This window comes from Methylobacterium radiodurans (assembly GCF_003173735.1).
GTDB classification, from domain to species: Bacteria; Pseudomonadota; Alphaproteobacteria; order Rhizobiales; family Beijerinckiaceae; genus Methylobacterium; species Methylobacterium radiodurans.
On the sequence record NZ_CP029551.1, the window covers coordinates 1,431,523 to 1,453,873 of the forward strand.

The following is a 22,351-nucleotide window of genomic DNA, read 5'->3' on the forward strand; positions in this document are numbered from 1 at the left end:
GCCCTATCCGGCCAGCGGGTTGAGCGTCCGGTTCCGGACCGGCAGCGGAGCCCGCATGGTGAGCGAGAAGCCCTCCGGGGCGTAGTCGGTCACGACCTCGGCCTGGACCTGGGCGGTCAGCACCCGCTGCAGCAGGCGCGAGCCGAAGCCTTGGCGGCGGGGCGGTTGCACCGGCGGCCCGCCGCTCTCGCGCCAGCGGAAGTGCAGGATGCCGGCCGCCTCGCCCGGCTCCAGCGACCACGTCACCGTGACCCGGCCGCGGCGGTTGGAGAGCGCGCCGTACTTCGCCGCGTTGGTGGTCAGCTCGTGGATCGCCATGCCGACCGGCACCGCCATCTCGGAGGGCAGGTCGAGATCGGGACCGAGGAGGACGACGCGCTCGTCCGCCGCGCCGGCCGCGCCGTCCTCCTCGGCGTAGGGCTTCAGCTCGTTGGCCAGGAGGTCGCGCAGGCTCGCGGTCTGCCAGGTGTCCTCGGTGAGGACCGTGTGGGTGTGCGCGAGGGATTTGATGCGGCCGACGAAGGCCTCGTAGAAGCTCTCGATGCTGGAGGCGGTGCGCGCCGTCGAGCCGACGATCGCCTGCACGGTCGCCAGCGTGTTCTTCACCCGATGGTGCAGCTCGCGGATCAGCAGCGTCTGGCGCTCCTCCGCGGTGCGCCGGTCGGTGACGTCGGCCACCACGCCGATCAGGCGGCGCGGCAGGCGGTTCGGCGCGTCGCGCTCGAAGCGCCCGGCCATGTCGATGGTGCGCCACGCCCCGTCGCTCTTGCGCCGGACGCGGCCCGTGACGTGCAGGATGTCGTCCTCCCGCAGCGCCCGCGAGATCGCGCTGCGCACCCGGTCGCGATCGTCGGGATGGAGGATGTCGTCGAGGAACTCGGACTTGCCGATGGTCCCATCCTCGGGCGTGCGCCCGAAGATCTCGAACATCCGCTCATTCTCCCAGAGCGCCTGGTCCTCGAGCATGTGCCACTCGAAGATGCCGAGCCGGGCGATCGAGGTCGCGGCGCGCAACCGGTGGTCGCGGGCCACCAGCTCGTCCCGGGCCTGGACCCGGGTGGTGATGTCCTGCAGCACGCCCGCGATGCCGGTGACTGCCCCGTCCGGGCCGCGGATCGGCTGGCCGCGGGTGGCCACGACCACCGTCCGCCCATCGTCGATCCGGCGCAGGGGCCCCTCGAAGGCGTAGGGTGCGCCCTCCGCCAGGCTGGTGCGGACGGCCGCCGCGAGCCGCTCCATCGCCTCCTCGGGCATGGCCTGCCGCAGCGTGTCCCAGGTCGGCGCGGTGCCGGCCGGTTGGCCAAGGATCTGTGCCGCGCGCCGCGACAGGATCACCCGGCCGCTCGCCCGCACCCAGCGCCACTCGCCGAGGCCCGCGGCGGCGAGCGCCTCGCGGTTCTCCTCGGAATGGGCCGCCGCGTCGGGATCGACCGCCTCGACGGTGAGGACCGGCCCGTTCCGGCGTACCCGGACGTCGAGCGCGGCGCCGTCGGCCCGGCGCCAGAAGCGGATGCCGTCGCCGGGCGTCTCACCGGGCGCGAGGAGGTCGGCGAGCGGGCGCCCGGCGAGCATGCCCGCAGGGTAGCCCAGGAGCGCGCAGAGGGCGGGGTTCGCCGCGCGCAGCCGCGCTCCGGTCTCGTCCAGAACGGCAAGGCCGACATCCGCCCGCGCGAAGGCGGCGCGAAACATCTCCTCGGCTCCCGCCGGATCGTGGTCAGTGCCGTCGCCCAAACCGCATCCTCGAACGCCCGGGCCGGTTCTCCGGCCCGGTGACGCCCCCGCCCGGGCGCGCACCATGGCCGGAGCGCGCCGCGGCGGCAAGGCCGCGCTTGGGGCGGCCGGTGGTAGCAGGACGTCGCGGATGCCTCAGCCGCGCGGGCGGCGGGCGAATTCCAGGTAGGTGGGCCGGCGGCCGGCCGCGATCGCCTTGGCCTCGTAGCGGGTGCCGGGCCAGCCCGGGAAGGGCTGCCGCCAGTCGTCTGCCGAGGCCGCCGTCCAGGCGAGGTCCGGGCAGCGGGCGGCCCGCGCCAGGGTCCAGCCGGCATAATCGTCGATGTCGCTGGCGAAGCGGAACACGCCGCCGTCCCTGAGGACGCGGGCGATCTCGGCGAGCGAGCCCTCCGAGACGAAGCGGCGTTTGCGCTGGCGGCGCTTCGGCCAGGGATCTGGGTACAGCAGGTAGACCCGGGCGAGGCACGCGTCGGGCAGCCGGGCGATCAGCGCGGTGACGTCCTCGTCGCGCACGCGCACGTTGCGCAGTCCCTGCTCGTCCACCGCGCGCAGCAGCTTGACCACGCCGTTGACGAAGGGCTCGGCCCCGATGATGCCGACATCCGGGTGGGCGGCGGCCTGGGCCGCGAGGTGCTCGCCCCCGCCGAAGCCGATCTCCAGCCAGACCTCACGAAGGTCGGGGACCGCGGGGAAGAGCGTCGCGGGGTCGAGCGCGCCGTCAGGGGGCACCGTGACCCGCAGCGCGGGCAGAAGCTCGGCGAGCCGGCGCTCCTGGCCCTCGCGCAGGCGCTTGCCCTTGCGGCGGCCGAAGAAGGCGCGCTCGGGCGCCCCTTCCGCGTCGTGGTCGCCCTCCGGCTCGGGAGGGAGCTGATCCCTCCCGTCCATCAGGAGGCTCAGAAGGCCGACTTCAGCTTGGCGGCGAGGTCGGTGCGCTCCCAGGAGAAGCCGCCGTCGGCCTCCGGCGCCCGGCCGAAATGGCCGTAGGCGGAGGTGCGGGCGTAGATCGGCTTGTTGAGCTGGAGCGCCGTGCGGATGCCGCGGGGCGAGAGGTCGAGGGCGTCCATCAGAACCGCCTCGAGCTTCGCCTCGTCCACGGTGCCGGTGCCGTGCAGGTCGACGTAGATCGAGAGCGGCTTCGACACGCCGATCGCGTAGGCGAGCTGGATCGTGGCGCGGCGCGCGAGGCCGGCCGCCACCACGTTCTTGGCGAGGTAGCGGGCCGCGTAGGCCGCCGAGCGGTCGACCTTCGTCGGGTCCTTGCCCGAGAAGGCGCCGCCGCCGTGGGGCGCCGCGCCGCCGTAGGTGTCCACGATGATCTTGCGGCCGGTGAGGCCCGCGTCGCCGTCCGGGCCGCCGATCACGAATTTGCCGGTCGGGTTGACGTGCCAGACGGTGCCCTCGTTGACCCAGCCCTCCGGCAGCGCCTTCAGGATGTAGGGCTCCACGATCGCGCGCACGTCGGCCGAGTCGAGCGACTCGTCGAGGTGCTGCGTGGACAGGACGATCTGGGTGATCTCGACGGGCTTGCCGTCGGCGTAGCGCACCGTGACCTGGCTCTTGGCGTCCGGGCCGAGCTTGGCCGCGTCGCCGTCCTTGGCCTTGCGGGCGTCGGCAAGGTCCTTGAGGATCTTGTGGGCGTAGAAGATCGGGGCGGGCATCAGCTCCGGGGTCTCGTCGGCGGCGTAGCCGAACATGATGCCCTGGTCGCCCGCGCCCTCGTCCTTGTTGCCGGCGGCGTCCACGCCCTGCGCGATGTCGGCCGACTGCGCGTGCAGGTGGATGGCGACGTCGTTGTTCTTCCAGTGGAAGCCGGACTGCTCGTAGCCGATGTCCCGCACGGCCTCGCGGGTCAGCTCCTCGAGGTCCTTGAACGTCACCGAGTCGGGGCCGCGCACCTCGCCCGCGATGACGATGCGGTTGGTGGTGGCCAGCGTCTCGACGCCGAGGCGGGCCTCGGGCATCGCCGAGAGGTAGGCATCGACCACCGTGTCGGAGATCCGGTCGCAGACCTTGTCCGGGTGACCCTCGGAGACGGACTCGCTGGTGAACAGGTAGTCTGAGCGCGGCATCGCGATGCACCCCGTGTGGCGGGCGCATCCTCGTTGCGGAGGCGTCGGGCCCGGATTGACGGTGCGGGTTCTCGCACCCGTCACCGCCGAGGGTCAAGCCGAAATGGCGAACGCGTCCGTTATTCCGGACGAAGTGGCCGAAACATCAGCCCCGTGGATCGTCCGGCCGCCCTCAGGCGCCCAGCTTGCGGCTGAAGACCTGGGCGGCTGCCGCTAAATCCTTGCGGACCGATTCGGGCAGGTGCTCGGTCATGCGCTGCGCCACCGCCTCGGCCAAGTTCTGAAGCTCGCCCTCCGCCTGATAGGAATGCTGCCGCCCCTCGCCGAACCCAGTCTGCGCGATGTCGTCGAGCCGGGGGGCGCCCTGGAAGAAATATTCCAGCGGGACACCGGTCATGCGCGAGAAGATGTCGAGATGGATCGCGCTGATGCGATTCGTGCCCTTCTCGTACTTCTGCAGCTGCGCCGCCGACATGCCGAAGCTCTCGGCCACGCGCCTCTGCGTCAGAGAAGCCTTGCGCCGCTGCTCGGCGATGCGCTGCCCGACATAGACATCGCGCTGATCGGTCTTCTGGCCTGCCATCACGCTCTCGCATTGCGGCCCGGTCGGCGTAGGCTCGGCCGTCGGGCTTGGATACGGTCAAGCTTAGGCGCAGTCGCGCGTTTTGTCACGGCGCGAACTGTTACAGAGTTGCGGCGAAGAGCGCCGCCTCCCCTGCATCCTAGCATGAAATCGGGGGTGGTGTCCCCGGCAGGGCTCGAACCTGCGACCCCAGGTTTCATCCCACTTCGGCTTCCGCCGCCGCCGCGGCCCGCGGCGTTCGTGGTCTGGACTATCCCTTCGCCCTAGGCGCGGATCCGGCTGGTCCGGCCCTTAGGCGCCGCCCGTCTAGTCTCTACACCTTCCGGCCGATGCTCGCGCATCCGTCCGGCTTGGCTCGGGATCGGCAGGGCGCGGGAGGCGCCTTGAGCTTTCCCCGACTTTGAGCGGATCCGCCGCGCAGTTTCCCGGCGCGGCGCCCAATTTGCGTTTAGGAAACCTGTGCTCTGTCCAGCTGAGCTACGGAGACACACCGCGGCTCTCATAGCATCCTCCAGCCTCCGGGCCAACCGTGGCCGGCCCGGTGGGTCGGAGCGCGGGCGGGCGGTGCGGATCGGCAGGGGGCAGGGCAAGGGAGGCCGCAGGGTAGGCGTCGTGCGGATCCTCCGGCTCGCGTGCGCCGCCGCATCCGTTCTGCTCGCCGTGCCGCTATCCCGCGGCCATGGCCCGGCCGCTGCGGCCGAGAGCGTGGCCTCGTGCCGGGCGGGTCCGGCCTGGACGGACCGAATCGCCGAGGTCGGTCCGCGCGGCGAGATCCGCCTCGCCTCCGGCGCCCGGGTTCTCCTCGATTCGCTGCACTGGCCGGCGGAACCCGTGGCGGGCGCGGCGCGGTCCTGGCTGGAGGCGCGCCGCGGGCGGGACCTCACCGTCGTCCCGCGCGGGACGCCCGACAGGTGGGGGCGCCAGCGCGCCGACATCGTTTCCGACATCGTTCCCGACGGCCTGCCGGAGGGCACCGAACCCGATCTCGCGGGCGGCCTCGCCGCCGCCGGGCTCGCGGCGATCGATCCGGGCGAGGCCGACGCGCTCTGCCGCCCGGCGCTGCTGCGGGTCGAGGCCGGTGCCCGCGCGCGCCGGCTCGGTCTCTGGCAGGTCCCGCTACCGGAGGCCCGGGACGCCGCCGCCCTGCGCGCGCTCGAGGGGCGCTTCGTCGTGGTCGAGGGTGTGGTCCGCCATGTCGGCGAGCGGTCCGCCCGCACCTACCTCGATTTCGTACGGCGGGGCGAGGACGGGCTCACGGTCACAGTGTCGAAACGCACTTGGCGCAGGGTGCTGGAACATGGTTTGAGTGCGGCGGGGCTCACCGGCCGGCGCGTGCGGGTGCGCGGCATCCTCGAGATCCGGCGCGGGCCGGTGATCGACGTGACGGTGCCGGAACTGGTCGAGCCGCTCGACGGGACGGAGGACGGGCGCCGCGGCGCCGATTCGGGGCATGCAGAGGGGCGCGGAACAGGCCGGGACCGGTGAGAGGCGCGCGTGCGCGCCTGCGGGCGTGCGGGCGAGGGTCCGCGCGCTGCTGGTCGGGTTCGGGCTCGCGGGCGTCCTGGCGGGCTGCGCCGCCGAGCAGACCGGCGCCGTGCTGGCGCCCGCCGCCGTCACCGTTCCGGCCGAGGCCCCGCGCACCACCGGCCGGCAGCGCCCGGCCGATTCGGACCACCTCAAGCTCGTCGCCTCCTTCGGCGGCGAGTACCGCTCCCCGGCCACGCTCCAGCTCCTCGGCGAGGTTACCGACCGGCTGGTGCGGGCGAGCGACCGGCCGGACCAGACCTACGCGGTGACGTTGCTCGATTCCTCTGTGGTCAACGCCTTCGCGCTGCCGAGCGGCCGGCTCTACGTCACCCGCGGCCTCCTGGCGCTCGCCTCCGACACCTCGGAGATCGCCGCGGTGCTGGCTCACGAGATCGCCCACGTCACGCTCGCCCACGCCACCGCCCGCACGGAGCTTGAGCTGCGCTCGCAGCTCGTCAGCCGCGTGGTGGCGGACGTGCTGAACGACCCCACGACCGGCGCGCAGCTGCAGAACCAGTCCCGCTTCGCGCTCGCCCGCTTCTCCCGCGAGCAGGAACTGGAGGCGGACGGCGTCGGCGTCCGGACGCTGGCGCGGGCGGGCTACGACCCCTACGGCGCGGGCCGCTTCCTCACGAGCCTCAACCGCACCCTGGCGCTCAAGACCGGCACCGGGGCACCGGGCGAGCCCGACATGCTGGCGACCCATCCGGGCACGGCCGAGCGCATCGCCCTGGTGACGCGGGCCGCCCGCCGCAGCGGCGCGCCGGGAATCGGCGTGGACGACCGGGCGCGCTACCTCGCGGCGATCGACGGGCTCGCCTACGGCGACAATCCCGGCGAGGGCGCGGTGCGGGGCCGGCGCTTCATCCATCCGAGCCTCGGCATCGCCTTCGAGGTTCCGGACGGCTTCGCGATCGAGAACACCCGCAACGCCGTGCTGGGCACCACGCCGGAGGGCAGCCGCCGCCTGCTCTTCGATCAGGTGGACGCGGAATCCGGCCAGGGCCTCGATGCGGTGCTCAAGGCGACGTGGAACGACGCGATCGAGCCGGGCTCGGTGGAGCTGCGCGAGGTCGGCCCCTACCCGGCCGCCACCGCCCTGTCGCGCGGCAAGGACTGGACCTTCCGGCTCGCGGCGCTCCGGGTGGGCGATGCCACCTACCGCATGATCATGGCCGCCAAGGGCGCGACCGACCCCGATCCCGCCTTCCGGCGCTGGATCGCGAGCCTGGCGGCCGTCTCCCCGTCCGAGACGCAGGCGCTGCGCCCCCTGCGCCTTCAGGTGGTCCAGGCCTCCTCGCAGAGCGCCGAAGACCTCGCCCGCCGCATGGCCGTGCCCGACCGGGCCCTCGACCGCTTCCTCGTCCTCAACGGGCTGGAGCGCGGCGCCGCCCTGCGGCCGGGCCAGAGCTACAAGATCGTGACGGAGTGATGCCGCGTCCGCGCGCCCGGATCGATGAGCCGGAGCGCGGATCGGGTGCCCGCCCTCAGGGCGTCCGGTAGGCGGAGCCGTCCTCGGCGCGCCGGGGCCGCTCGACGTAGCGGCCCTGGTCCGGCACGGCGATGCGGTCGAAATCGGCCGCGAGCGCGTCGAGGCCGCGGCGCAGCTCGGTCCCGGCGAGGGCCCGGCCATGCCCGGTGATCGCGAGGTCCGGCATCAGGGCGGCCAGCGCCCGAACCGAGTCGCGCGCGGCCGGCCAGTCGATGGTCAGGTACTTGGGCGGCCCGTGGATCTCGGGCGTCTGCACGATCGACTCGTAGGCCGACTCGCTCGCCGTGGTGATGAAGGCATCGCCCGCGATCACCGTGCGGTCACTCTCGCGCCACAGGGAGACGTGGCCGGGCGAGTGGCCGGGCGTGTGGATCCAGCGCCAGCCCGGCAGTTCCGGGATGTTGCCGTCCTCGGGCAGGTCGCGCAGCTGCGCGGAGACGTCCACGGGCTTCGTCGGGAAGAGCGGCGAGGCCAGCGCCATCGCGCCGCCGCCGACGCTCGCGTCGCCCGGAGGGTAGGCGGCGCTGCCGTCGAGATAGGGCCGCTCCAGGCGGTGGGCGTAGACCGGCACGTTCCAGGCCGCCGCCAGATCCTCCAGCACGCCCACATGGTCGAAATGCCCGTGGGTGAGCAGGATCGCGGCCGGCCGCGCGCCGCCAAAGCGGGCCTCGGCCGCGGCCTCGATCCGCGCCCGGGTGCCAGGGAAGCCCGCATCGACCAGCACCCAGCCGGCCTCGCCGGGCCGCCCGATATAGGCGACGTTGACGATGACGTGGCGCTGGTAGGCGAGGTCGGGCCGGACCTCGTGGGTGGCGTCGTCGCGCTCGGCATCGGCGCGCGGATCGTCCGCCCGCGCGTTCGGATCGACCCGGATCTGCTGGACCATCGACTCTCTTCCGGCTCTCGTTCCATCTCCCCCGAGAGGTCCAACCCGGCAGGCACATGCCGGATCCTGAAGCGGCGGGGCCGTGCAGCCGGGCCCACGTGGGACCGGCGATCACGGCTTCGTAAGAGAGCGGACCGGCGCGTCGTCAGCGGCGCCGGGCGGATCGACTTAAGATCCGAGCCGCATTCATCAAATCGTCATCGATGCGAAATTGCAACCGCTGTCGAAAGTCGTCGCCGGACCGGTTCTTCTGCCACAGAAAAGCGATAAGGGTCGGTTCGTTGCGGGCAATCGAACGGACGCGCGAATCCTTCGCCGGCTCGCCTGATGCCAGACCTGCCCCGGACCGACGCCGAGACACCGATGGACGCCCGCAATCCTCTGGAGCCCGAAGCGCGTACCGGCGAGGCGCGCGCCCCGCGCCGCGTCGGTCTCCTGCCCGTCGCCGCCGTCCTGCTCGGCCTCGTCGCGCTGGTCGCGGCCGTGGCCGTGTTCCCGCAGCCCGTGCGCGACGCCGCGGAGCGCGCGATCGCCTTCGTTCAGGGCCTTACCGGTGGCGGCGAGGCCGCGGAGGAGGCGGCGGAGCGGGCCGAGGTGGCCTCCTCGGCCGAGCGCATCTTCCGCCCGACGCGGGAGCAGCGCGCCGCCTTCGAGATCCATCCGGTCGCCACCATGACCTTCCGGCCCGAGGGCACGGCGGAGGGGCGCATCGCGCTCAACGAGGACGACAACGTGCCGGTTGCCGCGCCCTATTCGGGCCGGGTCACGAAGGTTCTGGCGCGGGCGGGCGACGAGGTGAAGGCCGGCGCCGTGCTGCTGACGCTGGAGGCCACCGACATGGTCCAGGCGCAGAACGACTACCAGGCCGCGCTCAACAACCTGCAGAAGCAGCAGGCGCTGCTGAAGCTCGACCAGACCATCGCGGCCCGCCAGCAGGAGCTGTTCGCCGCCCGCGCCGTGGCGCTGAAGGACTACCAGTCCGCCCAGAACGACGTGATCGCGGCCCAGAGCGACCTGAAGACCGCCGAGGCGACGCTGGACGCGGTGAAGAACCGCCTGCGCCTCATGGGCAAGACCGATGCGGAGATCGCGGCCTTCGAGAAGAACGGCCGGCTCAGCTCCGAGGTCGAGATCCGGGCGCCGATCGCCGGTACCATCGTGCAGCGGAAGGTCGGCGTCGGTCAGTATCTCTCCTCGTCGAGCGACCCGTCCTTCGTCATCGGCGACCTCTCGACCGTCTGGCTGATCGCCAACGTGCGCGAGAGCGAGATCCCGAAGATCCGTATCGGCCAGGAGGTCGAGGCGCGGGTGGCCGGCTTCGGCGCGCGCATCTTCAAGGCACGGGTCAACTACATGGCGGCCAGCCTCGACCCGGCGACGCGCCGGCTCGCCGTGCGCAGCGAGGTCGACAACCCCGAGCGCCTGCTCAAGCCCGAGATGTTCGCGACCTTCACCATCGTCACCGGCAAGCCGCAGCCCTCGCCCGCGGTGCCGCTGGCCGCGATCGTCTACGAGGGCGCGGCGGCCCATGTCTGGGTGGCGAAGGCGGACGGCAGCATCGTTGCCCGCGCGGTCAAGCTCGGGCTGATCAACGGCGAGAACGCGCAGGTGGTCGAGGGACTGAACCCGGGCGAGGAGGTCGTCACCCGCGGCGCCCTGTTCATCGACCGGGCCGCCTCCGGCGACAAGGCCTCCTGAGGGAGCCGGGGGGCCTGCCATGAACAGCCTGATCGTCTTCTCGCTCCGCCAGCGCGTCCTGGTCTTCCTGGGCTTCCTGGTGATGATGGGGCTCGGCTACGCGAGCTACACCCAGCTCAACATCGAGGCCTATCCCGATCCCGTCCCGCCGCTCGTGGACGTGATCACCCAGAATCCCGGCCAGTCCGCCGAGGAGATCGAGCGCTACATCACGATCCCGCTGGAGGTCGCGCTCGCCGGCATCCCGAACGCCACGGTGGTGCGCACCATCTCGCTGTTCGGCCTCTCCGACGTGAAGGTGCAGTTCAATTACACCTACACGTACGAGCAGGCGCTGCAGCGCGTCCTCAACCGCCTCTCGCAGCTGCCGCCCCTGCCGAACGGGGCCCAGCCGCAGATCTCGCCGACGAGCCCGGTCGGCGAGATCATGCGCTACAAGCTCGTCGGCCCGGCGGGCTACTCGTCCGCCGACATGAAGACCCTGCAGGACTGGGTGCTGCAGCGCCGCTTCAAGGCGATTCCCGGCGTCGTGGACGTCACTGCCTTCGGCGGCAAGGCCAAGGAGTACGAGATCGCGGTCGACCTGAACCGGCTCCAGGCGCAAGGCCTGACGCTGGTCCAGCTGGTGACCGCGCTGAACAACTCCTCGATCAATGTCGGCGGCCAGACGCTCAACGTCGGCGAGCAGGCGGCGGTGGTGCGCGGCATCGGCCTGATCCGGGACATGGACGACATCCGCGACACCATGCTGACGCAGGTCAACGGCGTGCCGGTGCTCGTGAAGGACGTGGCCGAGGTGCGCGTCTCGAACGCGCCGCGGCTGGGCATCGTCGGTCACGACGACCAGCCGGACGTGGTCGAGGGCATCGTGCTGATGAGCCGCGGCGGCCAGAGCCTGCCGACCCTGAAGCGCGTCGAGGCCGAGATCGACCGGATCAACAACTCCACGATCCTGCCGCCAGACGTGAAGATCCAGCGCATCTACGACCGCTCGGGGCTGATCCACACCACCACCCACACGGTGATGCACAACCTCGTCTTCGGCGTGGTGCTGGTCTTCGTGGTGCAGTGGCTGTTCCTCGGCTCACTTCGCAGCGCCATCATCGTGGCGGCGACCATCCCCTTCGCGCTGGGCTTCGCCATCCTGATCCTGGTGGTGCGGGGCGATTCCGCCAACCTCCTGTCGCTCGGCGCCATCGATTTCGGCCTGATCGTGGACGCCACCGTGATCATGGTCGAGAACGTGTTCCGGCACCTCGCCGAACCGCACCTCTCGAAGGGCCAGCGGGCGCCGGGCGGGCTCACGGGCCGGCTCGGCACCATCGCGATCGCGGGCGCCGAGGTGAACCGGGCGATCTTCTTCTCGGCCACCATCATCATCGTGGGCTTCCTGCCGCTCTTCACGATGACGGGCGTCGAGGGCCACATCTTCGGCCCGATGGCCAAGACCTACGCCTACGCGCTGGTGGGCGGTCTGATCGCCACCTTCACGGTCTCGCCGGCCCTCTCCGCGCTCATCCTGCCCAAGCACGTCGAGGAGCGCGACACGCTGATCGTGAAGCTGCTGCGCTTCGGCCACGAGATCATCCTGAAGTTCGGCCTGCGCAACCGGATCCTGTCATTGGCCGTGACGCTCGCGATCCTGCTCGTCTCGGGGCTCGCCGCGCGCAATCTGGGCCTGGAATTCCTGCCCAAGCTCGAGGAGGGCAACCTCTACGTGCGCGGCACCATGCCGGCCTCGATCTCGCTGGAGGCAGGCAACGCCTACGTGCAGCGCCTGCGCAAGATCTTCCAGGAGGTGCCCGAGGTCGTCACCGTGATCTCGCACCAGGGCCGGCCCGCCGATGGCACCGACGCCACCGGCTTCTTCAACTGCGAGATCCTGGCGCCCCTGAAGCCGATCGACCAGTGGCGGAAAGGTCTCGACAAGGAGACCCTGATCCGCAACCTCTCGAAGCGCCTGGAGCAGGAATTCCCCGGCATCGAGTTCAACTTCTCGCAGTATATCGAGGACAACGTCCAGGAGGCGGCCTCGGGCGTGAAGGGCGAGAATTCGGTCAAGATCTACGGTTCCGATCTCGCGCAGATCACCAAGACCGCTGAGGCGGTCAAGGCGGTGCTCGCGACGATCCCCGGCATCACGGATCTGGCCGTCTTCGCCTCGCTGGGCCAGCCGACGGTCCGCATCGACGTGGACCGGCAGAAGGCCGCCCGCTTCGGCCTCTCGATCGGCGACGTGAACACCACTGTGGCGGCCGCGATCGGCGGCCAGACCGCGGGCGACCTCTACGAGTACGGCTCGGACCGGCACTTCCCAATGCGGGTGCGGCTGGCGCGCGAGTACCGTTCCTCGCTGGAGACGATCCGCAACATCACCATCGGCGCGCCGAACCCGTCGGGCGGCGTGGTGCAGGTGCCGCTCTCGGAGATCGCCACCGTCGAACTCGTCTCGGGCGCGGCCTTCATCTACCGCGAGGACCAGGAGCGCTACATCCCGGTCAAGTTCTCGGTGCGCGGGCGCGACCTCGGCAGCGCGGTGCTGGAGGCGCAGGCCCGCGTCGAGCGGGAGGTGGAGATGCCGGCCGGCTACCACATGGAGTGGGTCGGCCAGTTCACGAACCTCCAGGACGCGGTCGCCCGCCTCAGCCTCGTCGTGCCGTTGACGCTGGTGCTGATCGCGCTGCTCCTGTTCATCAACTTCAACTCGGCCACCGACATGCTGCTCACCCTCTCGGTGATCCCGATGGCGATGATCGGCGGCATCCTCGCGCTGTTCTTCACCGCCACGCCCTTCTCGATCTCGGCGGCGATCGGCTTCATCGCGCTCTTCGGCATCTCGACCATGGAGGGCGTGATCCTGCTGGCCTACTACAACCAGCTCCTCGACGAGGGGATGGAGCGGGCCGAGGCCGTCTGGCACGCCTCGATCGTGCGGATGCGGCCGGTAATGATGACCTGCGTGGCGGCCTGCGTCGGCCTGCTGCCGGCCGCGGTCTCCACCGGCATCGGCTCGCAGGTCCAGAAGCCGCTGGCGCTGGTGGTGGTCGGCGGCATCCTGCTCGCCCCGAACCTGATCCTCGTGGTGCTGCCGGTGCTGATCTCGCTGTTCTCCCGGCGGAAGACCAACCGCGACGCCGTGCCGGCCCAGCACCACCACACGGCGGCGGCGTGATGCGGGCGCAACAGGCGCGTGCGGCCGCGATGCTGCGCCGCGGGCCAGCGTTGACAGGGGCGGTCCCGGCGTCCCTCTACGAGGGGCACGATGCCAAGGTGGGGGCCGGCGGCGCGATGGTGGCAGGAGATGGACGGAGGGCGCGCAGCGCGTCCCGCCTGCTTGCCGGGTTGCTCTGCGCCGGGCTCGGCGCGGGCGTCTCCGCCTGCGCGGTCGGGCCGAACTTCGTGGCCCCGGAGGACCCGCCGGTCACCCGCTACACGCGGGAGGCGCTCAAGAACCCGACCGCGGCCGACAACATCACCACGCGCCAGGGCGGCTCGGCCGACCAGAGCTTCGTCGCGGGCGCGGACATCCCGGGCGAGTGGTGGAAGCTGTTCCGCTCGAAGGCGCTGAACCGCCTCGTCGAGGAGGCGCTCGCCAACAACCCGAACCTGGAGGCGGCCCAGGCCAGCCTGCGGATCGCGCAGCAGAACGTGCTCGCCCAGAAGGGCACGCTGTTCCCGACGCTCTCGGCCACGCCGCAGGCGCAGGGCGCGCGCGCGCCGGGCCTCGACCTGCAGTCGCCGCTGCAGAACGACAACCGCTACCTCTACAGCCTCTTCACCCCGCAGGTCGCGGTCACGTTCAACCCGGACGTATTCGGGAGCAACCGCCGCCAGATCGAGGCGCTGGAGGCCCAGGCCGAGAACCAGCGCTTCCAGCTGGAAGCCGCCTATCTCAGCCTCACCGCCAACGTGGTCACGGCAGCGATCCAGGAGGCGTCCCTGCGCGCCCAGATCGACGCGACGAAGCGGGTGATCCAGGCCCAGACCGAGGTTCTGGACCTCTACAACAAGCAGCTCAGGCTCGGGCAGATCGCGGGCGCCGACGTGGTGCAGCAGCAGGCCGCGCTCTCGGTCTCCCAGCAGCTTCTGCCGCCGCTCGAGAAGCAGCTCGCCCAGCAGCGCAACCTGCTCACCGCGCTGACCGGCCGCCTGCCGAGCGAGGAGGTCGCGCAGACCTTCACGCTGGCCCAGCTGCGCCTGCCGACCAAGCTGCCGGTCAGCCTGCCGTCCCGCCTCGTGCAGCAGCGCCCCGACGTGAAGGCGGCCGAGGCCCTGGTGCAGCAGGCCTCCGCCAATGTCGGCGTCGCGGTGGCCAACCGCCTGCCGCAATTCACCATCTCGGCGACCGGCGGCGCCAGCGCCGTGCGCATCGCCCAGCTCTTCAACCCGGGCGCGGGCTTCTTCACCATCATCGGGCAGGCGACGGCACCGATCTTCGACGCCGGCACGCTCTACCGGCGACAGCGCGCCTCCGAGGAGGCGCTGACCCAGGCGCAGGCGCAGTACCGCGCCACCGTGGTGGGCGCCTTCCAGAACGTCGCCGACGCGCTCCGCGCGCTCCAGGCGGACGCGAGCGCGGTCGCGGCGGCGTCGGCCGCCGAGAAGGCGACCGGCGAGAGCCTCGGGCTGATCCGCAAGCAGTTCGAGGCGGGCGCCATCAACGCCACGCAGGTGCTGATCGCCCAGCAGAGCTACCTCTCGGCGCTCGTCACCTCGGCCTCGGCGCGCGCCACCCAGTACGCCGACACCGCGGCCCTGTTCCAGGCGCTCGGCGGCGGCTGGTGGAACCGCGTGGACGTGGCGGTGCCCCCGCCGGAGACGGACCCGGCGAAGTTCTTGTGAGCGGCACGGCCGCGACGTCATGCTGATCCGCCCCGCCCGCCCCGAGGATGCCGACGCGCTCTGGTCGATCCTGGAGCCGGTGATCCGCGCGGGCGACACCTACACGCTCGACGCCGACATGGACCGGGCGGCGGGGCTCGCCTACTGGCTCGCGCCCGACAAGGTGACCTTCGTGGCGGAGGCCGAGGGCGCCGTCCTCGGCACCGCCTACATCCGTCCCAACCAGGCCGGCGGCGGGCGGCACGTCTGCAATTTCGGCTTCATGACGGCCGCGTCCGCGACCGGCCGCGGCGTGGCGCGGCGGATGTGCGAGCACGCGCTGGACCATGCCCGCGCCTGCGGCTACCGGGCCGTGCAGTTCAACTTCGTGGTGAGCACGAACGTGCGGGCGGTGCGCTTGTGGGAGTCGCTCGGCTTCGACACCGTCGGCCGCCTGCCGCAGGCCTTCCGGCATCCGACGGCAGGCTACGTGGATGCCCTGGTGATGTACCGGACGCTCTGACAGGCCCGGGATCCCCAAGGTCCCAAGACCTTGGGCAGGACCAGGGCGAAGCCCGGGATGCCGGCTCAGGCCCCTACCGCGCTCAGCACGATCTCCCGCCGGTGCGGGCGGTCGCGGTGCTCGATCAGGTAGATGCCCTGCCAGGTGCCGAGCGCGAGGCGCCCGCCGGAGACCGGGATCGTCAGCCCGGAATCCGAGAGCAGGGTGCGGATATGGGCCGGCATGTCGTCCGGACCCTCGCTCCCATATGCATTCCACAAACGCTATAGATACCCGCAAGGTGTTGAGGTTTCAGCCATGCGTATTGCGTACTCGTACATCCGGATGTCCACCGGCCGGCAGATTAAGGGCGATTCGCTCCGCCGACAGTTGGAGGCAGCGCGGACCTGGGCTGAGGCGAAAGGATATCGTTTGGATGATGGTCTGCGCGACATAGGCGTCTCTGCTCATAGGGGGAGGAACAAGACCAAAGGTGCGCTGGCCGGTTTCTTCAGAGCGGTCGAGGACGGCACCGTAGAAGCGGGCTCGATCCTACTGATCGAGAATGTCGATCGACTAAGCCGTGAAAAGCCACTTGCCGCGCTCGATACTCTGCGTGCCCTCCTCCAGGCGGGAATCGTCGTCGTTCCGCTCGATCTTGGCTGGGAATTGGATGAGGAGGTTCTGAATCGGGAACCATGGCGGCTACAAGCGCTGCTTTCGATGATGGAGAGGGCGCATAATGAGTCCGCCACGAAGTCGCACCGTGGCCTTCAGGTAATGGAAACAAAGCGTCGCAGGGCCGTGGACGGCATCCCATTCTCCACAATCGGGCCGGGCTGGCTGGACAACAACGGCGATGGCTGGATCGTGGTCGAGGCGAAGGCGGCGATCATCCGCGAGATGTTCGAACTCGCGGCGAGCGGGGTCGGCTCGTACAGGATTGCAATCGAGTTTACCCGCAAGGGATACCCGACCTTCGGCGGGGCCAAGCATTGGGGATCGAGTTATGTCTCCAAAACCCTACGCAACGAGGCGGTAGTAGGCACGTGGCAGCCCCATCGGGAAGATGAGAATGGCAGGGTTCTCAAAATGGGTGAGCCCATCTTGAACCACTTTCCTGATATTATTTCGAAAGATCTCTTTCTCCGGGTCCAGCGCCAGATCCTTCCGAAGAACTCTCGTGGCGCTAAGGGCAGGCACTTCAAGAATTTGTTCACTGGCCGATGCCGCTGTGCAGCCTGCGGCGATCCCATTCAAGCCCCACCTCCCCAGCCTCACGGATTCCGGGCTGCGCCGCACGCTGGATTCCCTGGTCGAGGCGGGATTCACCGTCCGCATGGTCGAGGACACGGCGCGCAACTCTAAGATGCCGCACCTCTACTACTGGTCCTCGGAATCTCTGAAGGTTCTGGATCTGGCTGGTTCGGATCTCGCCGTCACCCTCCCGGCAGCCATGCGTGAACCGCAAGGCTCGGAGGATATCTCCTTGGTCGAAATGCAGCCAACGCATTTCGACCAAGTTTCGACGGGTTTCGACTATAATAGAAATATATCCTCCTTAGGGGAGGATATTATGGTCAAAACTCGGTCGAAACTCTCCGGGGATTCGGTAGATTGGCGAGCCCGCACGAAGGCTTACGCTGAAAATCAGGGACGCGGTCGTTTCGACCGAGTTTCGACCAAGCATGGTCGAAAGGGCGTTCCCGAGGGCTTCGACCTTCCCCCGGTCGAGGTGATCCCATCGAACGAGGTGATCGGGGGAGTCCCCTTAGTCGGCCGCACACCTGACGGGCGTCCCCTCACGGGCTCCGTGGCCGGCATGGAGGCGCTGTTCGAGCAACAGGCCGCTGCACGCCTCGCTGCTGTCCGACCGATCAAGCCCAGGCTCGTGGACGACAGCGACCCGTTCTCGGACGCGGCCATCAGCAAGCGCGTAGGCTTTACCGTGAAGTCGAAAGGGGAGACGCGGGAGGAGCGGGCCGCTCGGATCGCTGAGGAGGACGCCGAGCGGAGACGGCTCGTTGAGGCGGCGATCCGGCGGCGCCTCCAGGCATCGATCGAGTCAGAGGCCGAGACGACCATCTTCCTGATGACCACACCCGAGGGGCGGGAAGCCGTGAACGCCGTGATGCGGGAAAAGGCGGAACTGAAGGCTGAGCCCATGTGGAAGCCGAAGCATGCCGAGGCGGACGAGGACGCCGCGTGACCCTACTCCAGCGGCTCGGGCCAGCGCATCCGATAGGCGAGCGCCGCGTTCTCGTCCGCGATCACCACCTCGGCTCGGTGGCACTCGGCGTCCGCCTCGTTGATGCGAACGAAGAACTCCGCCTGAGGGGCATGCTCGGCCATCCAGTCGAGAAATTCGTCCGGATCATGGGGCAGCCAGACGTGCAGATCCTCGTTGTCCCGGTCCGCCATGCCGAAGATGAGTTCTATCGGCCAGCCCTCGCCGGCTGTCGCATCGTCCTCGCTGGTGCTGATCACGAAACTGTGAAGGTGGCGCATCACGTCCACCGCATCCGGAATGCGAAGGCGTGGTCGGCGTTCTCGATGACAAGCTCGAAGGCCATGTCGAGCGACCGACCGGGACGGTCCCGGATCACCCGGAACGTCGCCTCCGGTATGTGCTCGGCCAGCCACTCGAACAGTTCCTCGCGGTCCTCTCCGAAGCTGCCCTCAGCCACCCAATCCTGAACGTGCTGATCCGCGCGGGCCTCAGCGAGGGTCCATGTCTGAGCGACCGGCCACTGGCGGGTGTCCGCGTCATCATCGTGGTCAACATAGAGGGGGATGATCATAGCCATGGACCGGACCCTACGGCCCGGCCCTTACGATCCCCCTGCGTCCGGCTTGCGGAATCGCTCGACCGGTTTCACCGGCAGGTCACCCCAGAGGTGCCGGTACACAAGTTCGTGATCCGCGAGGACGAGTTGCCCCGCGTTGCCGTACGCGTAGCCGGGCGGCGCCGGCTCGGTGGTCGGTGCCTTCGCCTCAAGCGCTTGCGGACCCTCGGTGTAGAGAATCCGCTCGCGCATCAGGAAATCGACCTGCTGCTCAAGCTCGGACACGTATGCACACAGTGCTGCAAGTTCGGCCTCACCGATCATGTGCAACCTGCCCGATCTGAGCTAGTCGGCCGAGTGTGCTGAACCTGAGGATCACTGCCACGGATCACCCCCGAGAAGCCCCTCAGGAGGCTGCTGAGCAGCCCTGGCGTCCGACTCAGCGCGCATGGCTTCCTCGCGCTTCATCGCCTCGTACAGGCCAGAGGGATCGTAGAAGGCATACGCCTTGCGCCGTCCGGTTCCGGGCTTTGAGCGGAGGTCGTGCTGGAATCGATCGGGACCGAAGGATTCGCCGTCGAGGAAGACGACGCATTCCATCGGCCCAGCCTTCTGGCGCCTCACGATGATGAACTGACCGATGTAGCTGATGTTCTCGCGCTTCGAGCCGATCCGCCCGACCTTCACCCACTCGGTGTCCTCGCAGACCGCAATCGCAGTGCAGGTCTCGTGCGCGGCCTCATACTCAGCGAATTGCTCGGCAGTCATCTCCCCAGCTTCCAGCTTGCGCTGCGCCCACCTGTACGTGAGCTTCGATTCAGCCAGTTGAACAGTGCGCTTCCAATACGGGTTGAACAGATTCAGCCGGCCTTCGCAGTACGCCTCCAGCATCATGGTGTGCTGAGACTGTCCCTGCTTCACCTTGCCGTTCTCGAAGAACTGAAACTGCATCACCTGAATCACACCGATGGGCGGGCACGGCTTCAGCGGCTGCGGCTTCTTGTTTGTTTTGGGTTTCATAAATGAACTCTAATGTCTGTTTAAGTATGGACTTAATATAAGCTCTGGATGATTCGTACTCAATAAAATTCTCATTGTCTGATATGTATCCTTGAAGAGAGAAGATACAACGTTGTATATACAATGAAAATTTCACGATTTCGGCAGGGCCTCAATCAAGACAACGCGGAATCTCGCCGCGCTTCGCGCGCTCACGACTGCGTCGTTCGTCCGCTCGATTCCGAAGGCGATCGGTTCCTCGGCCTCAAGGCTCTCGGAACCGGAAACGGTCAAGATGTGCTCAGGACAAGCCTTCGCTCAATCCAAAATGCGAAGCCGAATGGGGAGCGCAACTCCGTGCCTTGAGCGCGAAAAATCGCGCTCGGCATGGTGGCTTTTGCCGGCGCCTATTCAAAGAGGCGCAATCAGGCAGCCGAGTCGCTGGCAGCCCCCACCGCGCCATGCTGGCTCCGAATGCCAACATCAATTGGAGCGAGCTTGCAGCTAGAAGGACCGCTAGAAGCGGGGTAGCGCCTTGTTCCGATACACCCCTTCTCACCGCCGCGAGAATCCGGACCGAACGACATGAGCCAGGATGCCAGCACCGACGCAGACCGAGGCGCCCGAGCGGTTCTCCGCGTGTGGATCGACTTCGTCTGCCCCTATTGTCTCCTGGGCGAGCAGGTCATCCGAGCCGCTACCGAGGGGCTTGAGGTGGCCATCGTCTGGATGCCGTTCGAGTTGCGCCCCTACCCAACTCCAACCCTACGGCCGGAGGACGAGTATCTGCCAATAGCGTGGAAGCAGGGCGTCTACCCCGCCGCCGAGCGTATGGGCATCACCATCCGGCTGCCAACCATCTCCCCGCAGCCGTACACCCGAAAGGCGTTCCTCGGCCTTCAGTACGCGGCTGAGCAAGGCCAGGGCGACGCCTACGTCGATGCGGTTCTGCGCGCGTTCTTCCAGCAAGATCGCGATATCGGCCAAACCGACGTGCTCAAGGCGATTTTGCACGATCTCGGCCTCGATCCCTCGGGCGTCGATGCAGTGCTGGGCTCGCCGCTCCACGCGGAGCGCCACGATGCGGCGTTGCGCGAGGCGCAGGAGGCGGGCATCCGTGCCGTCCCCTCGGTTGCGGTCGGGAATCGGCTGTTCTCGGGGATTCCTCAGCCCGAAGCACTGCGAGGCGAAGTCATCCAGCAAATTACCTAGCAGGGGTATCCCAACATGCACGTTAGGGAACCGGCATGCAAGAATCAATTTCGTAGCAAGCTGTCAAGCTTTCAGTATCTAATCAAAGGAGAGTTAATGTCATATACAACGTAATGTGGGTTTTGTTTGTGATCGCTGACTTCTTTTATACCATCTAATATTTGACCATCTGCGATAGCGACGGGTAGATCAGGCGTCAAAGACAGAAAATTATGCAGAGAGTAGCTGAAGGCGCCTCTTGACTGTTTGCTCGGCCCAACTGCGCGCAGATCTGCTGCAGTTTCGTTGTCCTTGCAGGCTGAAAGAATATTGTATGGACCTATTTCTTTATCTCTCGCTGGACGCCCCTTAAGATCGAAAACATCCAAGCATCGGTTGCTAACGACCTCTACAATATTGTCATTTATTACATCGAGTTCTCTTATCATGGTTCCGGAATGGCACATGTCGTAAATCGCGGTGAACTTGATCCGACTATCAATGTACTTGTTGTACATACCATGCAAATCGTTGTCCCTGATGAGAGATGTGAATGTGCCCTCATAGGGAACTAAACATTCATCTTTTTTGTCTGATTCCGACTGATCTTGCGATGCCGCCTGAGTTCCATGGCCGGAAAATGCAAAAATCAATGTGTCGCCCGGACTGGCCGTTCCCAACATGTAATCTAGTCTGCTCAATATAGATTGCTTCGTCGCAGAAGTATCCGTCAAAGATTCGATATCATCAACGTTGAAATTGTAAGGCCCGCTGACAAGAAGACGTTTCAAGCTGTCGATATCATTTAGGCAGCCCTTCAAATCGAAGCTCCGATTTGAGTAGGTGTTGATGCCAACCATCAGCGCTCGTTTAGCCATAGCATGTCCTCAGTATCAACGAGTTTAACGTCGTCCGAATGCCCTAATGGTTGGCAAGAACTTTTACTATATCTGAGGTGTATCAGAACATACCTTGAACTATATTCTGATTATAACTGATCCACTAACTTCGCAGCCTCTCTCTTCTACAACGCCAGGGAAATTTCTTGTTGTGTCGGCGCCTTGACCCATGACCATCAAGAAGTTCTTTTTCAGATCTTGAAATATAGCCGGAGCTAGGTCTGTGTCGAAGAATGATTTTAGTCCAGCCTCATCCTGAGGAAGCAGGCTAGCATCCCGGCAAGTGCCGCCGAAAGTGATCTCAACAGGCATTTCGGAACTCCCTTGCAGCCCCTGCGGCTACAGGCGACATTCTGCCGTACAGGTGGAACTTGAAAAACGGTAAAATAGGTACTAGCTCGCACTACCTGCGCAAGAATATTATCAAAGACCGCAGGAAAGAATTCTGAGAAAGCAAGTATTGCATCATAAATTCTCTGCCTAAGCCGTTACGCGGCATCAGGATCTCAGGTGATGTTTCGACTATTCGCCGCGATCACTGGTCTGAGAATCCGGAAAACGCTGCGCACCCCGATTCCAAGCTCCTTGGCGATGGCTGCCTTTTTCATACCAGCAGCGGCAAGCTCCTTGACCTGCTGGGTCTTCGCGCGCGCGGTGGGTGCGCGTCCCCGGTACTTCTTCTCCGCCTTGGCCTTCGCGATTCCCTCCCGCTGACGCTCCAGCATCATCTCGCGCTCGAACTGCGAGATGCTGGCCAGCAGGTTCAGCATCAGCTTACCGGTCGGCGTCGCGGTATCGAGGCTGAGATTCAGAACGCGCATCTCTACCCCCTTCTGCCCCAGGCGGGCCTGGATTCGGCAGAAGTCGGGAACGCTCCGTGAGATCCGGCTCAGGTCCGTGACGACCAGGGTGTCGCCCTCACGGGACCACTCGATCGCTTGCTCCAGTCCAGGCCGAGGCCCAACGGCCGAGGTCTGCTCCTCGAACAGCCTCCCGACGCCGGCAGCGAGCAACGCCCGCCTCTGCGCCTCAAGACCAGCTTCCTGTTCAAGGGTCGAAGTGCGGGCGAGGCCAATCAGCATCCGGAATCCTCCGTGCCACACAGATTCAAGAGATTCTGGCACAACCGTGCCAATGCTCAAGCTCAACGTGTGTGGCATGCTTCGC

At 67.5% G+C, this 22,351-nt stretch carries 20 protein-coding genes and 1 pseudogene; 9 read left to right on the forward strand and 12 right to left on the reverse strand.

The genetic code is table 11. The annotated features are described in order from the left end of the window. Window positions 1–3 precede the first annotated feature (3 nt). From DK427_RS06405 to DK427_RS06420, 4 genes are all read right to left on the reverse strand, one after another. Window positions 4–1,689 (reverse strand): sensor histidine kinase, encoded by a 1,686-nt coding sequence (locus DK427_RS06405; protein ID WP_109954041.1) that lies wholly within the window; start codon window positions 1,687–1,689, stop codon window positions 4–6. 177 nt (window positions 1,690–1,866) lie between these two features. Continuing rightward, a complete protein-coding gene (gene trmB, locus DK427_RS06410; protein WP_109950527.1) occupies window positions 1,867–2,616 on the reverse strand; it encodes a tRNA (guanine(46)-N(7))-methyltransferase TrmB in 750 nt (249 codons plus the stop codon). 8 nt (window positions 2,617–2,624) lie between these two features. After that, window positions 2,625–3,800 (reverse strand): methionine adenosyltransferase, encoded by a 1,176-nt coding sequence (gene metK, locus DK427_RS06415; RefSeq protein ID WP_109950528.1) that lies wholly within the window; start codon window positions 3,798–3,800, stop codon window positions 2,625–2,627. Window positions 3,801–3,972: 172 nt separating this feature from the next. Then, window positions 3,973–4,383: a helix-turn-helix domain-containing protein gene (locus DK427_RS06420; RefSeq protein ID WP_109950529.1), complete on the reverse strand. Its 411-nt coding sequence runs from the start codon at window positions 4,381–4,383 to the stop codon at window positions 3,973–3,975. A gap of 612 nt (window positions 4,384–4,995) precedes the next feature. On the opposite strand from DK427_RS06420, the gene DK427_RS06425 reads away from it, so the two are divergent. Continuing rightward, the gene (locus tag DK427_RS06425) at window positions 4,996–5,868 is read left to right on the forward strand and encodes a pentapeptide repeat-containing protein (protein ID WP_204165280.1); all 873 of its coding nucleotides are present in this window, start codon (window positions 4,996–4,998) and stop codon (window positions 5,866–5,868) included. Then, window positions 5,834–7,342 (forward strand): M48 family metalloprotease, encoded by a 1,509-nt coding sequence (locus DK427_RS06430; protein ID WP_109950530.1) that lies wholly within the window; start codon window positions 5,834–5,836, stop codon window positions 7,340–7,342. Before DK427_RS06425 ends, DK427_RS06430 begins: the two co-directional genes overlap by 35 nt. A gap of 55 nt (window positions 7,343–7,397) precedes the next feature. On the opposite strand, the gene DK427_RS06435 is transcribed toward DK427_RS06430, so the two are convergent. Then, window positions 7,398–8,288: an MBL fold metallo-hydrolase gene (locus tag DK427_RS06435; protein ID WP_109950531.1), complete on the reverse strand. Its 891-nt coding sequence runs from the start codon at window positions 8,286–8,288 to the stop codon at window positions 7,398–7,400. A gap of 327 nt (window positions 8,289–8,615) precedes the next feature. Between DK427_RS06435 and DK427_RS06440 the strand changes: the two genes are divergently transcribed. The 4 genes from DK427_RS06440 to DK427_RS06455 are packed head-to-tail and all read left to right on the forward strand — an operon-like array spanning window position 8,616 to window position 15,330. Further along, window positions 8,616–9,986, forward strand: coding sequence for an efflux RND transporter periplasmic adaptor subunit (locus tag DK427_RS06440; protein ID WP_245930823.1), 1,371 nt, complete (start codon window positions 8,616–8,618; stop codon window positions 9,984–9,986). 19 nt (window positions 9,987–10,005) lie between these two features. Continuing rightward, window positions 10,006–13,158, forward strand: coding sequence for an efflux RND transporter permease subunit (locus DK427_RS06445; RefSeq protein WP_109950533.1), 3,153 nt, complete (start codon window positions 10,006–10,008; stop codon window positions 13,156–13,158). Continuing rightward, complete coding sequence (locus DK427_RS06450; protein ID WP_245930824.1) at window positions 13,158–14,828, forward strand: efflux transporter outer membrane subunit; 1,671 nt, start codon at window positions 13,158–13,160, stop codon at window positions 14,826–14,828. Before DK427_RS06445 ends, DK427_RS06450 begins: the two co-directional genes overlap by 1 nt. A 19-nt stretch (window positions 14,829–14,847) precedes the next feature. Then, window positions 14,848–15,330 carry a GNAT family N-acetyltransferase gene (locus tag DK427_RS06455; protein ID WP_109950534.1) on the forward strand — a complete coding sequence of 161 codons (483 nt, stop codon included), beginning with the start codon at window positions 14,848–14,850 and terminating at the stop codon, window positions 15,328–15,330. Between the two features lie 65 nt (window positions 15,331–15,395). On the opposite strand, the pseudogene DK427_RS06460 reads toward DK427_RS06455, so the two are convergent. Beyond that, window positions 15,396–15,578, reverse strand: a pseudogene (locus tag DK427_RS06460) (YjbQ family protein); the annotation flags it as partial. Between the two features lie 49 nt (window positions 15,579–15,627). Between DK427_RS06460 and DK427_RS26100 the strand changes: the two are divergent. Both DK427_RS26100 and DK427_RS06475 read left to right on the forward strand, forming a co-directional pair. Then, entirely contained in the window at window positions 15,628–16,677 is a 1,050-nt protein-coding gene (locus tag DK427_RS26100; RefSeq protein WP_162559699.1) for a recombinase family protein, read from the forward strand. Then, on the forward strand, window positions 16,649–17,518 hold the full coding sequence (locus DK427_RS06475; RefSeq protein WP_162559700.1) for a hypothetical protein: 870 nt from the start codon (window positions 16,649–16,651) through the stop codon (window positions 17,516–17,518). The genes DK427_RS26100 and DK427_RS06475 overlap by 29 nt, the downstream gene beginning before the upstream one ends. Window positions 17,519–17,520: 2 nt before the next feature. Here DK427_RS06475 and DK427_RS06480 read toward each other — a convergent pair whose 3' ends face one another. From DK427_RS06480 to DK427_RS06495, 4 genes are read right to left on the reverse strand one after another with little or no spacing between them, the layout of a single operon-like run. Further along, the gene (locus DK427_RS06480) at window positions 17,521–17,817 is read right to left on the reverse strand and encodes a hypothetical protein (RefSeq protein ID WP_162559701.1); all 297 of its coding nucleotides are present in this window, start codon (window positions 17,815–17,817) and stop codon (window positions 17,521–17,523) included. After that, on the reverse strand, window positions 17,817–18,116 hold the full coding sequence (locus DK427_RS06485) for a hypothetical protein (protein WP_109950538.1): 300 nt from the start codon (window positions 18,114–18,116) through the stop codon (window positions 17,817–17,819). Before DK427_RS06485 ends, DK427_RS06480 begins: the two co-directional genes overlap by 1 nt. A gap of 24 nt (window positions 18,117–18,140) precedes the next feature. After that, window positions 18,141–18,419: a hypothetical protein gene (locus DK427_RS06490; protein ID WP_162559702.1), complete on the reverse strand. Its 279-nt coding sequence runs from the start codon at window positions 18,417–18,419 to the stop codon at window positions 18,141–18,143. Window positions 18,420–18,470: 51 nt separating this feature from the next. Continuing rightward, a complete protein-coding gene (locus DK427_RS06495) occupies window positions 18,471–19,115 on the reverse strand; it encodes a hypothetical protein (protein ID WP_162559703.1) in 645 nt (214 codons plus the stop codon). 564 nt (window positions 19,116–19,679) lie between these two features. Between DK427_RS06495 and DK427_RS06500 the strand changes: the two genes are divergently transcribed. After that, the gene (locus DK427_RS06500) at window positions 19,680–20,306 is read left to right on the forward strand and encodes a DsbA family oxidoreductase (protein ID WP_109950541.1); all 627 of its coding nucleotides are present in this window, start codon (window positions 19,680–19,682) and stop codon (window positions 20,304–20,306) included. Between the two features lie 71 nt (window positions 20,307–20,377). Here the strand turns inward: DK427_RS06500 and DK427_RS06505 are convergent, their stop codons facing one another. Both DK427_RS06505 and DK427_RS06510 read right to left on the reverse strand, forming a co-directional pair. After that, window positions 20,378–21,145 (reverse strand): caspase family protein, encoded by a 768-nt coding sequence (locus DK427_RS06505; protein WP_162559704.1) that lies wholly within the window; start codon window positions 21,143–21,145, stop codon window positions 20,378–20,380. 545 nt (window positions 21,146–21,690) lie between these two features. Beyond that, a complete protein-coding gene (locus DK427_RS06510) occupies window positions 21,691–22,266 on the reverse strand; it encodes a recombinase family protein (RefSeq protein WP_109950543.1) in 576 nt (191 codons plus the stop codon). Window positions 22,267–22,351 lie beyond the last annotated feature (85 nt).